An 11669-nucleotide genomic window follows, 5' to 3' on the forward strand; every position below is an offset into this window, starting at 1 on the left:
TGGAACCCGACCTCAGGTCTTGTTCATGCACTCCTCGATGTAGAACCAGCGATCGTCGCCGGCGAGGCCCTTGGACTTCACGTCGGCGCGGCAGGCCTTGAGCTTCGGCTTGTTGGCGGACCACTTCGCCTTCATGTCCTTCAGCTTCTGCATGGTAAGCTTGATCTTGCCCGGCTTGGCCTCCGTCGTCGCGGCCGGTGCCGTGGTGGCAGGCGCCGCCGCGGTTTGCGCGGACGCGGCATGAAGGCCAGCGACCAGCAACACGGCCGCAAGGCAAATTCGGGTGCGAAGCATTTAAATCCCCTAAGTACCAGTCTTGATGATGTCTGAAAGGCGAACGCCGCGGGACACCGATGATGAGCATCCCGCGGCTGTCTTGATGGCGATCAGAATATCTTGACCGCGCTCTCCAGCGTCTTCCACACACCCCAGAGCAGGGGAATGCCGACGAAGGCCCAGAACAGCGCCGCCTTGGCGTCAAGCCCGCCAAACCCGATGCCGTAAGAGCCGTGCGGTCCGGCTGCGGCGGCGCTGGCGCTCGCCGCCTGCAACTTGGCGACATCGGCCTCCTTCATGTGCCACTTCGGATCGACCGGCTTGATCAGGTAGTTGCAGATCAGGCCCGCGATCAGCATCGCGCACAGGATGTACATGGTGGTGTTGTAGAGCTGATCGCGCGGCACGCCCGCCGCGAGCTGGAACTCGCGGATGTAGTTGACCACGACGGGGCCGATGATGCCCGCGGTGGACCATGCCGTCAGCAGCCGGCCGTGGATGGCGCCCACGAACTGCGTGCCGAACATGTCGGCGAGATAGGCCGGCACGGTCGCAAAGCCCCCGCCATACATCGACAGGATGATGCCGAAGCCGAGCACGAAGAGCAGCTTCGAGCCCATCGCCGCAAAGGTCGGCGCCAGTGCATAGAGCACGATGCCGAGGATGAAGAAGGTGTAGTAGGTGTTCTTGCGTCCGATCTTGTCCGACAGCGATGCCCAGAAGAAGCGGCCGCCGATGTTGAACAGCGACAGCAATCCGGCGAAGCCCGCGGCGATCGCGGCGATCTGCGCCTTCTGCCCGGCATCGAGCGCGTTGAAGCCGACGTCCGGCAGGCCGATCAGCTTGCCGGCGAAGATCTCCTGCAGCATGGGCGAGGCCATGCCGATCACGCCGATACCCGCCGACACGTTCAGGCAGAGCACCCACCAGATCAGCCAGAACTGCGGCGTCTTGTGTGCGTCATTGAGATGAACGTTGTTCTTCGAGATCATCGCGTTGGCCTTGGACGGCGGGGTCCAGCCTTCGGGCTGCCAGCCGGGCGGCGGCAAGCGATAACGGAACGCGCCGATCATCATGAACACGAAGTAGATGACGCCCATCGCGACGAAGGTCTCCCAGACGCCGACCGAAGTCGGGGTCTTGAAGTAGTTCATCAAGAGGTTCGCCAGCGGCGCGCCGATCATGGCGCCGCCGCCGAAGCCCATGATGGCCATGCCGGTCGCCATGCCGCGGCGGTCGGGGAACCACTTCACCAGCGTCGACACCGGTGAGATATAGCCAAGGCCGAGACCGATGCCGCCGATCACGCCCGAGCCCAGCCACATCAACCAGAGTTGGTGGGTGTAGATGCCGATCGCGCCGAGAAACAGGCCGCCGCACCAGCACAACGCGGCAACGAAGCCGGCCTTGCGCGGACCGACCCGCTCGAGCCAGCCGCCCCAGATCGCGGCCGAAACGCCGAGCAGCACGAAGAACAGCGTGTACATCCAGCCCAGGCTCGCGACTTTCCAGTCGCAGGTGGTGGAGAACAACTCCTGGAACAGCGAGATGTCGGGGCACGCCTTCGGCGCGTTCAACCCGATCGCGCGCGACAGTGGCAGCCAGAACACCGAGAAGCCGTAGGCCATGCCGATGCAGAGATGGATGCACAGCGCCGCAGGCGGCACCAGCCAGCGATTGAAGCCGGCGGTCGCAATCGTCCGCTCACGATCAAGAAAGCCAGAGCCGGCGCCCGATATCGTTCCAGCGCTCTCAATAGTAGACATACAGTCCTCCCCTAAGCCGCCCTTCTGAGCAGCCTGCCGCTAAGATCCTGATCCTCAGCCATTCACGGTGCAGCCAGCTGTCCCCCGCTGCCCCGCATCATCATCCGGCGCGCGCCAGGATCGGTCACGCGCCTCCGAAAAGTTAACCCCTCGAGCGGGGCTCTATGCCCGATACCACGTGCAGGCTTCGTGTTTGGCCCGTTGATCCGCGTACCGCAGACAACACTCAACCTCCGCGCCCGCACGGAGAAAGTCAATTTGGGCAGAAGCCATGATCGATGTCGATAGACAAAAGGTCGGTATCAACGCGGTAACGCGTCAGGAACGCAGCGCACCATTGGTGTTGCCTATCGGACCATTTGCCTTTTCTATCAAGAACACGATGCGCGCGTCGTTGCGCTCGGTAATCTCCACCGTGTCGCCGGTCTCGCGAATCAGATTCGGAATGTCGATCACCGACAGCGGATCGGTGCAGTACACCTCGAGCTGATCGCCCGGCTGCAACGGTTTGAGCGCCTTGCGTGTCTTCAGGGCGGGCAGCGGGCATTTCAGCCCGGTGAGATCGAGCGTGGTTCTGGTCATGGGCGCAACATGGCGGGACCGATCAATGGCGTCAACGCAACCGGTCAGAGCAGATCGGCATAGGACAGGAACCCCACGCTCTGCCCTGGCTCGACACGCGTGATGTCCTCGCCGAGCTCGACGAGGCCGTCGGTCTCGACCAGCGACGACAACAGCCCGGCGCCTTCGCGCGGGAACTTGATTGCCTCCAGCGCGCCATCCTCTCCCCGCCGCAACGAGACACGAACATATTCGCGGCGGCCGATCTTCTTCTTGTAGGTGAACGCCGCGCGCACCGGGATCGGCAACAGCGGCTCCGGCAAACCACCCATCAGCGCCAGCACCGTCGGCCGCACCACATGGACGAAGGTGACGAAGCTCGCGACGGGATTGCCGGGCAGGCCGATCAGCGGCGTGCCGCCGATGATGCCCATTGCCACGGGCCGGCCGGGCTTGATCGCCATCCGCCACAGCACCAGCGAGCCGATGCTCTCGACCGCCGCCTTGACGTGGTCCTCCTCGCCGGTCGAGACGCCGCCGGTGGTGAGGATCAGGTCGTGGCTGCCTGCAACCTGCTTCAAGCCATTCGCGAGGGAAGTCCGCTCGTCACGCAGGATGCCGAGATCGCTGACCTCGCAGCCGAGCCGGCGCAGCATCGCCATCAGCATGAAGCGGTTGGAGTCGAACAGCTGCGAGGCGGCGCGCGGCTCGCCCGGCGACGCCAGCTCGTCGCCGGTCGAGAACACCGCAACGCGGATGCGCCTGACGACGTCGACCCGCGTCAGGCCGAACGCCGCGGCGAGCGCGACATGCTGTGGCCGCAGCCGCTGGCCGGCGCGCAGCGCGACGTGCCCCTGGGGAATGTCCTCGCCAGCAGGGCGGACATTGGCGCCCGGCTTCAGCCCCGGCGGCAGCACGATCCTGCCGACGTCATCGATGCGGACATCCTCCTGCATGAAGACGGTCCCGGCATCCGGCGGCATCGGCGCACCCGTGAAGATGCGCGCGGTGTGGCCGGGCCTGATCGGCGCTTCAACAAGGCCGCCGGCCTGGATACGGCCATCGAGCGGAAACGTCCGTTCCGCGCTGTCCGGAAGATCGGCGTCGCGCACGGCATAGCCGTCGACGGCAGAGTTGGTGAAGGGTGGCAGCGGCAAGGCCGCGGCGATGTCTCGGGCCAGCACGCGCCCGTCCGCATCGACCAGCGCCACGGTTTCGAGATCGGCAATCGCATTGACGCGCGTCGTGATCAGGCCGACGGCCTCGTCGACCGACATCATCGGTCCGCCAAAGGCAAAGCAATCGTCAGACAGTTGCGCCATGGTGCCTCGTCAGCGCATAGCAGCGCTTTTCGCGACCGCTTCCTCGACCGGCATCGCCACACGCAACAGCAGCGACGCCGCGGCCGGGATATCGTCGAGATGGACGGTCGGCAGCCGGGTGTCAATCGGGGCGTCGGTCGCGATCCCGGCAATTCCGGGATCGTCGGGAAACAGCAATGGTTTGCCGTTGCCGGCACGATGGACTTCGATCTTGCGGTGCGGCTCGCGCTTGAAACCCTCGACCACGACGAGATCGACCGCGGAAAGCTTGCTCAGGAGTTCCGGCAGCCGCGGCTCCGCCGCGCCGCGCAACTCGTGCATCAGAGCCCAGCGATTTGACGAGGCAACCAGCACCTCGGCCGCGCCCGCCTCGCGATGGCGCCAGGAATCCTTACCGGGCACGTCGACGTCGAACTGGTGATGCGCATGCTTGATGACGGAGACGCGCAGGCCTTGCGCGCTGAAATACGGGATCAGCCGCGTCAACAGCGTGGTCTTGCCCGCACCGCTCCAGCCCGCAAGGCCGATGACTTTCATAACCGATCCGTCTCCGCCAACGACACACCTGCCGATGGAACCGCCGGCCTCTCCCCGTCATTGCGAGCGTAGCGAAGCAATCCAGACTGCCACCGCGGTATAGTTCTGGATTGCTTCGCCGCGCGCGCAATGACGGCGAGGCGACATTTTGGCTTTCCGCCAGCATGCTTATATCGGCTTGACCCGAATGTCATGCTAACGTCGTGACCATGATGAAGATCGACAAAGCCCCGGTGCCCCTGATCGTCCCCAATCCGGATGACCCGCGCCTGACCCAGAGCGTGACCGGGACCGACCAGACCGGCGCCAGGGTCGAGATCAAGGTGCCGATGGAGCGGCCGCTGACGCTCTACCTGAATTCCCAGGAGATCGTCACCATGATGACGATCGGCGACTATCCGGAATATCTGGCGCTGGGCTATCTGCTCAACCAGAACATGCTGAAATATAATGACGCGGTGACCGAGGTCGAATACGACGACGACCTCCAGGTCGTGGTCGTGCGCACCTCGCATCACACCAATTTCGAGGCCAAGCTGAAGAAGCGCACGCAAACCTCGGGCTGCGCGCAGGGCACCGCCTTCGGCGATCTGCTGGAAGCGGTCGAGAGCGTCGCGCTGCCAAAGGCGGAGCTGCGCACCTCATGGCTCTACCAGATGACGCAGACCATCAACACCATGCCCTCGCTGTATCTGGAGGCCGGTGCGATCCATGGCTGCGTACTGTGCAAGGAGGGCGAGCCGCTCTGCTACACCGAGGACGTCGGCCGCCACAACGCCGTGGACAAGATCGCGGGCTGGATGTACCGCCACGGCGTCGATGCCGGCGACAAGATCCTCTACACCACGGGACGTCTCACCTCGGAGATGGTGATCAAGACGGTACGCATGGGCATTCCGATCCTGGTGTCGCGCTCCGGCTTCACCGCCTGGGGCGTCGATCTCGCAAGACAGGTGGGCCTGACGCTGATCGGCCGCACCCGCGGCAAGCGCTTCATCGCGCTCGCTGGCGAGGAACGCATCGTCTACGACCAGAACCTTGCTTATGTCGAGGAGGAGTCGGCCAAGCACAAGCGCAAGGGTGAAGGTGGTGACGACTAGAATTCCGACGCAAGGCGTGCTGCTCGCCGGCGGTCTCGCGCGACGCATGGGCGGCGGCGACAAGCCGATGCGCACCATCGGCGGACGCACCATCCTGGAGCGCGTGATCGCACGCCTTTCGCCCCAGTGCAGCGGGCTGATCCTCAATGCGAACGGCGATCCCGCCCGCTTCGCCGCGTTCGGTTTGCAGGTGATCGCCGACGACGTGCCCGGCTTTCCCGGCCCGCTCGCCGGCATCCTCGCCGCGCTCGACTGGACCGCGGCGAACCGGCCGGAGATCGAATGGGTGCTCAGTGCCGCCGGCGACTGCCCGTTCCTGCCGCGCGATCTCGTCGCGCGCCTGCATGAAGCCCGTGAGCGGGAGAGCGCGCAGCTCGCGGTCGCCGCATCGGGCGACCAGACGCATCCGGTGATCGGGCTGTGGCGCGTTGCCTTGCGCGACGAATTGCGCCACGCCCTCGTCGTCGAGGACCTGCGCAAGATCGACCGCTGGACCGCACGCTATCCGCTCGCGACGGTGACGTGGCCGGCCGAGCCGCTCGATCCGTTCTTCAACGCCAATACGGTCGAGGACATCGCCGAGGCCGAGCGGCTCGCGGCGCTGGATGACGCGGCTTAGCCTCGCGCATCCGCGCCTCCGGCCCCAGCGCGCGCAACACCTTCATGGCATTGCAGCCGATCTGGATGCCGGCGCCAATGCGGGCGAATTGGGAGGCCTGCTCGTAGACCATCACATTGATGCCGACGCGCCGGAGCGCCGCGGCGGTCGCAAGCCCGCCCATGCCGGCACCGACGATCGCAACCGAAAGCGGCCTTGCCATCGCGTCCCCCAACCTGTCGCACGGCTTGAACGCCCCGTCGTCGTCTATCGTCTACGCCGGCCGGAAGCCCGCTCGCTCCAGTGCCGTACGTGCCTCGCCCGAGCCGAGTGCGTCGAGAAAGGCCTGTACCGCCGGACGCTGCTTGCGCGCCGTCACCAACGCAAAGTCATAATGCTCTTCCGCGAGCGGAATGAAACCGAGGCCGACCGCATGGGCGACCGGCGCAATGGTCATGCCCCAGTCGGCGCGTTGCTGCGCGACGGCGGCGGCAACGGCGTTGTGCGAGCGCGGCTGGTTCCAATAGCCTTCGGGGCGCGCACCGCCGAGCAGCCGGTCGATCAGGATACGCGTGCCGGCGCCCTGGTTGCGGTTGACCATGATGCAGGCGGGATCCGTGAGCGCGGCGGCAACGGCGTCCTTTGCGCTGAGGCCCTCGAAGCGCTTGTCGCCCTTGCGAAACACGATGCCCTGCATCCGCCGCCAGCCCGGCACGAGCTCGAGCCCTTCGACAAGGTAAGGCGTGTTGTAGGTCTCGCTTCTGTCGTCGAACAGATGGATCGGCGCGAGATCGCACTCGCCCCGTTTCGCCGCCGCAAGCCCGCCGAGGCTGCCGACCGCGATCGAGCGCACTGTGAGGCCCGCATGCGCGAGCTGTGCGGTGACGAGGTCGAGGCCGGTGCAATGGCTGCCGACGATGACGAGATCAGGCACGCGCACATGCGGCGTGAACAGCGTCACCTCGGCCTCGGTCCCCGCGGGCATCTGATCGGCGAGCGCATCGATGCGCAGGAAGCCGTCGGCCTGCGCGAAGGAGGTGATCGCACCGGAGCCCTTGCCGGAGGGATAGGCGATCAGGCCGCCCCTGCCCTCGACCAGCGAGACCATGACGAATTCGGTGCGGCCGAGCTCGGAGGCAATGCGCACCGGCACGGTCGCGCTGACCTTGGCATCGGAGCGCGGCGGCAGGCCGGCCATCCTGCGCAGCACCGGCACGATCATGTCGTGGAAGGTGAACATCGCCGAGGTCGGAAAGCCCGGCAGGATCACCACCGGCTTGCCGTCGCAGACCGCGAGGCACAGCGGCTTGCCGGGCTTGAGCGCCACGCCATGCGCGACGATGCCGGGCTGGCCGAGCCGGCTGATGATGCGGTGGGACAGGTCGCCCGCGCCTTTCGACGTGCCGCCGGAGAGCACCAGCATGTCGGCGTCCGCCAGCGCGCGGCGCATCGCCGCTTCGAGCTTCGCTTCGTCGTCGGGAATGGCGCCGAGGAAGATTGCCTCGCCGCCATTCTCGTCGATCGCGGCCGCGACGATCGCGCCGTTGGTGTCGTAGATCTCCGCGGGCGCGAGCACCTCGCCGGGCTGAACCAGTTCGTCGCCGGTCGAGATCACGGCGACCCGCGGCTTGCGCGCGACGGCCACCTCGGCAATGCCGCAGGCCGCCAGCATGCCGATCTCGCGTGAGCCGACGAGCGTGCCGGCGCGCAGCAGGGCTTCGCCGCGCGCGATGTCGGAGCCCGCATAGGAGACGAACTGCCCGGGAGACGCGGCACGGCGGATATCGATCGCATCCGGGCCGGCCGGCTGGGTGTGCTCGACCATGACGACGGCGTCGGCGCCGCGCGGCAGCGGGCCGCCGGTGGCGATCGGCGTCGCGGTGCCTGTGGCAACTTGCATCCTCGGTGCGGTGCCGCAGTGGATGGTCTCTCCGTTCAACGCAAGGCGAACAGGCGCACCTTCGCCGGCCGCGGCGAGGTCCGCGGAGCGGACGGCAAAGCCGTCGACATTGGAACGGTCGAACGGCGGGACGTCGATCGGGGCGGTGACGTCTTCGGCGAGCGCCGTGCCGAGCGTATCGGCAAGCTTGCGCGTTTCGCTCGGAATCGCGCGGGGAAACAGCGCCGCCTCGAAACGTGCCATCGCCTCCTCACGCGAGAGGATCTTGAGGAACTGCTCCTGTTCGAGCGCGCTGCGGTCTTGCGATTGCGGGATCATCGTCATGCCGGAACCCATATCACTCCCACATCAGATAGGCATCGACGGATGCGCCCGCTGCAAATCCCTCGTGGCTGGCTGGAATGATCAGCCATGCATCCGCACGGGCAATGGCCTGGAACGGCCACTCCCCCACCGCAAGCGGCATCCAGGCATGATGGTCCTCGGCCAGCAGTGCGATTTCGGCAATGCCGACACTGGATGCGATCTTGCGCGCGAGCGGCCGTGTCACCTGCCGGCGCTGCTGCCGTGCCGACAAACGATCGACGAGCGGAAGCACCAGCGCGAGCCAGGCTGCGAGCGCATGATCCGGCGAGCCGGGCAAGGCAACGACGGGAACTTTTTCGAGCCGCCCGACCGCGGCGGTGCGGCCGGGCTGAAGCGCAATGCCATGGGCGATCACGTCACCGCGCCGGGCCAGCGCCGTGACAGCGGCATCGCGGCGGCCGACGCCGCTGCCGCCGACTATCAGCAGCAGGTCGCAGGAGGAAGCATCGAGCGCATCCGCAATCGATGCGTCATCGCGCGCGGCGGCCTCGAACGCCTGCACATCCAGTCCCGCGGCGCGCGCGATCCCGGCAATCATATGCGCCGTCGTCGTCGTATCAGGCACATTGACGATGCGCAGCCGCGGCCGCCGCACGCTCAGCCTGTCCACCGCCGCGACGCCGGCGAGCATCAGCGCGGCCGGACCGACCGGATATCCTTCTGTGCCGGCAAGCGTGCGAACGGCGATGTCGCTTCCGGCGCGGCGGACACCCTGCCCCGGCACGCCCTCCGCCAGCACCTGCGCGAGCGGTCCAGACATCTCGACGGCGTCGGCATCGAGCACACAGTCGCATCCCGCCGGCATCGCGTCGCCGGCATCGACCCAGGCCGGCGCCGTCGCCAGCGGCGACGGCGAATAGGCGGACGCACCGACGAGATCATTGGCGCGCAACGCCCACCCGTCCATGCCGGCAATGTCATGCGGCGGATAGGCCGCAAGCAGCGGAGCGTCCGCCGCGATACAGCCGATCGCTTCAGTCAGCGGCAACGCAACAGGTGCGATCGGTTCAACGTCTCGCAGCAATGCGGCAAGCGCGGTGTCGAGCGGCGTCAGCGATGGCGGCAGGCGCTGGGTCATGCGCCATGATGGACCATGCAACGCTGCGTTTGGCAACCGCCGGAGATGCAGATGTCAGCCGGCCGACTTGTCCGCATTCGGAAAGAACAGCTGCTGCCCGTCGACCCTGTAGCCGGCGATCGCCGCCTGCCCGTCCGGCGAGATCAGCCAGTCGATGAAGGTCTGCCCCAGCTCCTTCTTCACGCTCGGAAACTTCTCGGGGTTGACCAGCATCACGCCGTATTGGTTGAGCAGCCGCTTGTCGCCTTCGACGATGATGTCGAGATCGCCGCGCTCCCTGAAGGCGATCCAGCTGCCGCGGTCCGACAGCACATAGGCATTTGCGGCACGCGCAGCTTCTAGCGCGGCGCCCATGCCCTCCTTGGCCTCGCGGTACCAGGCGCCTTTGGCAGCGGCGATGTCGATGCCGGCGACGATCCAGAGCGCGAGCTCCGCGGCGTGGGTGCCGGAGCGATCGCCGCGCGTCACGAACGGCGCGCCCTTGGCCTCGATCGCCTTGAGTGCGGTCGCGATGTCCTTGCCCTTCACGCCGGCAGGATCGCTCTTCGGCCCGATCAGCACGTAGTCGTTGTACATCACGTCGAAGCGCTTCACGGCAAAACCTTCGGCGACGAACTTTTCCTCCTGTGGCCGCGCATGCATCAGCACGACGTCCGCATCGCCCTTGCGCGCCTCGTTGAGCACCTCGTCGGCGCGCTGAGCGATCACCCTCACGTCGATGCCGGTCCTGTCACGGAAAATCGGCAGCAGATGATCGAGCAGGCCCGAATCCTGCGTCGCTGTGGTGGAGGCCAGGACGATGGCGCGGTCCTCCGCGAACGACGCTGCGATGTCCGCGGTCAGGCCGCAGAGAAGCGCGAGTGCAACGGACAGGCGGCGAAAGGCCATGAGCTGGTTCCCATTGGATGCGGCCACGATCATGAGGATCGATTGCGCCGCACTCGTGACGCATTTGCCCCTCGCGCGCTACCGTTCGGGAAATTCCGGCAATTGCAGCCGATTGCAATCGCGCGCGCGACAGCAAGGCCCGCACCATGTGAGCACTTCAGGATCGTTCACCAAAGCGGAAGAGGCGAGCGCGGATGTGTTGCAAAGCAACGAGATGATCGGGCATGGTTCCCGCGGACCGAAAATGAACTGCAGAATTCCACCTGCGACGAAAGTCCAAAAAGAAGCAAGAATTTGCATAGGAATGCAGGATGGAATTCCTGACGACCAGTGAAGCCGCTGACTATCTCCGACTTGGCGAACGCAAGCTCTACGAACTCGTCACCACCGGCGCGATCCCCTGTAGCAAGGTGACCGGGAAGTGGCTCTTCCCGCGGCACGAACTCGATCTCTGGGTGCTGTCCGGACTGGCGCGCCCTGCGGGCATGCTGGCCACGGAGCCGCCACCCGTCGTGGGCGGGAGCCAGGACGAGCTCCTGGACTGGAGCCTGCGCGAATCCGGCTCCGGCCTGGGATCGATGAGCGAGGGGAGCGCGCGCGGGCTCGAGCGCCTGCAGCGCGACGAGGTGACGGCTGTCGCAGTGCACTTCCACCGCCTGGATGCCTCCGGCAATCTTGCCTCCGACGCCAATGTGACGGCGCTGCGAGACGCTCCGGACCTGCATGACGCGCTGCTGGTCGCATTCGCGCGCCGCGAGCAGGGTCTCGTGCTGCCGCCGGGCAATCCGAAGCGATTGCGCGGTCTCGCCGACGTGCTCGCGCTCGGCGCCAGGATGGCGATGCGACAACAGGGCACAGGCGCGCAGATGCTGCTCGACGTGCTCCTGAAGCGCGCCGACGCCACCACCCGCGATTTGCGCCGGGTGGAGACGCCGGCCCTCACCGGGCCGGATCTTGCCGAAATGGTCCGCGCCGGCCAGGCCGATTGCGGGGTGGCGACACGCGCGGCTGCGCGCTCGGCCGGCCTCGATTTCGTGCCGCTGGTCTGGGAAAATCTCGATCTGGCGATGCGGCAGCGCAGCTATTTCCGCCCCACCATGCAGGCCCTGATCCGGTTCCTGAGCGAAAGAAGGCTGCGTCAGCGCGCCGAGGAGCTGACCGGCTACGACCCCTCGCCGGCGGGGCAGATCCGCTTCGCGGCCTGACATTGACGCCCGCCCCCAAATAGTTGCAAAAGAAACCAATTCAGCCGGGCATACCCGGGCAACACCGGCCAA

Annotated in this window: 13 protein-coding genes; 4 read left to right on the forward strand and 9 right to left on the reverse strand. The window is 66.4% G+C overall.

The annotated features are described in order from the left end of the window. Positions 1–12: 12 nt before the first annotated feature. From EI171_RS36655 to mobB, 5 genes are all read right to left on the reverse strand, one after another. The gene (locus EI171_RS36655; RefSeq protein WP_011085103.1) at positions 13–294 is read right to left on the reverse strand and encodes a hypothetical protein; all 282 of its coding nucleotides are present in this window, start codon (positions 292–294) and stop codon (positions 13–15) included. Positions 295–386: 92 nt separating this feature from the next. Continuing rightward, positions 387–2042, reverse strand: a complete 1656-nt coding sequence (locus tag EI171_RS36660) for an OFA family MFS transporter (RefSeq protein WP_161536175.1) — start codon at positions 2040–2042, stop codon at positions 387–389. A gap of 318 nt (positions 2043–2360) precedes the next feature. Next, positions 2361–2624, reverse strand: a complete 264-nt coding sequence (locus EI171_RS36665; RefSeq protein ID WP_028174267.1) for a sulfurtransferase TusA family protein — start codon at positions 2622–2624, stop codon at positions 2361–2363. Positions 2625–2668: 44 nt separating this feature from the next. Further along, positions 2669–3925: a gephyrin-like molybdotransferase Glp gene (glp, locus tag EI171_RS36670; RefSeq protein ID WP_161536176.1), complete on the reverse strand. Its 1257-nt coding sequence runs from the start codon at positions 3923–3925 to the stop codon at positions 2669–2671. A 9-nt stretch (positions 3926–3934) separates the two neighbouring features. Further along, a complete protein-coding gene (gene mobB, locus EI171_RS36675; protein WP_011085099.1) occupies positions 3935–4462 on the reverse strand; it encodes a molybdopterin-guanine dinucleotide biosynthesis protein B in 528 nt (175 codons plus the stop codon). Positions 4463–4671: 209 nt separating this feature from the next. On the opposite strand from mobB, the gene fdhD reads away from it, so the two are divergent. Next, positions 4672–5562 carry a formate dehydrogenase accessory sulfurtransferase FdhD gene (fdhD, locus tag EI171_RS36680; RefSeq protein WP_028174264.1) on the forward strand — a complete coding sequence of 297 codons (891 nt, stop codon included), beginning with the start codon at positions 4672–4674 and terminating at the stop codon, positions 5560–5562. Continuing rightward, positions 5507–6181 (forward strand): molybdenum cofactor guanylyltransferase MobA, encoded by a 675-nt coding sequence (gene mobA, locus EI171_RS36685; protein WP_371740309.1) that lies wholly within the window; start codon positions 5507–5509, stop codon positions 6179–6181. Before fdhD ends, mobA begins: the two co-directional genes overlap by 56 nt. Here mobA and EI171_RS36690 read toward each other — a convergent pair. From EI171_RS36690 to EI171_RS36705, 4 genes are read right to left on the reverse strand one after another with little or no spacing between them, the layout of a single operon-like run. Continuing rightward, the gene (locus EI171_RS36690; protein ID WP_271555339.1) at positions 6114–6383 is read right to left on the reverse strand and encodes an FAD-dependent monooxygenase; all 270 of its coding nucleotides are present in this window, start codon (positions 6381–6383) and stop codon (positions 6114–6116) included. The two genes, mobA and EI171_RS36690, sit on opposite strands and share 68 nt — an antisense overlap. A gap of 51 nt (positions 6384–6434) precedes the next feature. After that, positions 6435–8384 carry a molybdopterin biosynthesis protein gene (locus EI171_RS36695; protein WP_161536178.1) on the reverse strand — a complete coding sequence of 650 codons (1950 nt, stop codon included), beginning with the start codon at positions 8382–8384 and terminating at the stop codon, positions 6435–6437. A 13-nt stretch (positions 8385–8397) separates the two neighbouring features. Continuing rightward, positions 8398–9504 carry a molybdopterin-binding protein gene (locus EI171_RS36700; protein WP_161536179.1) on the reverse strand — a complete coding sequence of 369 codons (1107 nt, stop codon included), beginning with the start codon at positions 9502–9504 and terminating at the stop codon, positions 8398–8400. 54 nt (positions 9505–9558) lie between these two features. After that, on the reverse strand, positions 9559–10392 hold the full coding sequence (locus tag EI171_RS36705) for a substrate-binding domain-containing protein (RefSeq protein ID WP_161536180.1): 834 nt from the start codon (positions 10390–10392) through the stop codon (positions 9559–9561). Here EI171_RS36705 and EI171_RS36710 point away from each other — a divergent pair. Together EI171_RS36710 and EI171_RS36715 are read left to right on the forward strand one after the other, a co-directional pair. Further along, a complete protein-coding gene (locus tag EI171_RS36710) occupies positions 10391–10726 on the forward strand; it encodes a hypothetical protein (protein ID WP_161536181.1) in 336 nt (111 codons plus the stop codon). The genes EI171_RS36705 and EI171_RS36710 overlap by 2 nt on opposite strands. After that, complete coding sequence (locus EI171_RS36715; RefSeq protein ID WP_161536182.1) at positions 10704–11597, forward strand: helix-turn-helix transcriptional regulator; 894 nt, start codon at positions 10704–10706, stop codon at positions 11595–11597. Before EI171_RS36710 ends, EI171_RS36715 begins: the two co-directional genes overlap by 23 nt. The last annotated feature ends 72 nt before the right edge of the window (positions 11598–11669 follow it).

The sequence above is a fragment of the Bradyrhizobium sp. LCT2 genome (genome assembly GCF_009931255.1).
GTDB classification, from domain to species: Bacteria; Pseudomonadota; Alphaproteobacteria; order Rhizobiales; family Xanthobacteraceae; genus Bradyrhizobium; species Bradyrhizobium diazoefficiens.

What these genes read in the sequence shown, in the direction of transcription:
- mobB (WP_011085099.1), bottom strand. Translation starts at nt 4,462, where the DNA reads ATGAAAGTCATCGGCCTTGCGGGCTGGAGCGGTGCGGGCAAGACCACG.
- fdhD (WP_028174264.1), top strand. Translation starts at nt 4,672, where the DNA reads ATGATGAAGATCGACAAAGCCCCGGTGCCCCTGATCGTCCCCAATCCG.
- EI171_RS36700 (WP_161536179.1), bottom strand. Translation starts at nt 9,504, where the DNA reads ATGACCCAGCGCCTGCCGCCATCGCTGACGCCGCTCGACACCGCGCTT.
- EI171_RS36715 (WP_161536182.1), top strand. Translation starts at nt 10,704, where the DNA reads ATGGAATTCCTGACGACCAGTGAAGCCGCTGACTATCTCCGACTTGGC.
- EI171_RS36660 (WP_161536175.1), bottom strand. Translation starts at nt 2,042, where the DNA reads ATGTCTACTATTGAGAGCGCTGGAACGATATCGGGCGCCGGCTCTGGC.
- EI171_RS36695 (WP_161536178.1), bottom strand. Translation starts at nt 8,384, where the DNA reads ATGACGATGATCCCGCAATCGCAAGACCGCAGCGCGCTCGAACAGGAG.
- EI171_RS36690 (WP_271555339.1), bottom strand. Translation starts at nt 6,383, where the DNA reads ATGGCAAGGCCGCTTTCGGTTGCGATCGTCGGTGCCGGCATGGGCGGG.
- mobA (WP_371740309.1), top strand. Translation starts at nt 5,507, where the DNA reads ATGTCGAGGAGGAGTCGGCCAAGCACAAGCGCAAGGGTGAAGGTGGTG.
- EI171_RS36655 (WP_011085103.1), bottom strand. Translation starts at nt 294, where the DNA reads ATGCTTCGCACCCGAATTTGCCTTGCGGCCGTGTTGCTGGTCGCTGGC.
- EI171_RS36710 (WP_161536181.1), top strand. Translation starts at nt 10,391, where the DNA reads ATGAGCTGGTTCCCATTGGATGCGGCCACGATCATGAGGATCGATTGC.
- glp (WP_161536176.1), bottom strand. Translation starts at nt 3,925, where the DNA reads ATGGCGCAACTGTCTGACGATTGCTTTGCCTTTGGCGGACCGATGATG.
- EI171_RS36705 (WP_161536180.1), bottom strand. Translation starts at nt 10,392, where the DNA reads ATGGCCTTTCGCCGCCTGTCCGTTGCACTCGCGCTTCTCTGCGGCCTG.
- EI171_RS36665 (WP_028174267.1), bottom strand. Translation starts at nt 2,624, where the DNA reads ATGACCAGAACCACGCTCGATCTCACCGGGCTGAAATGCCCGCTGCCC.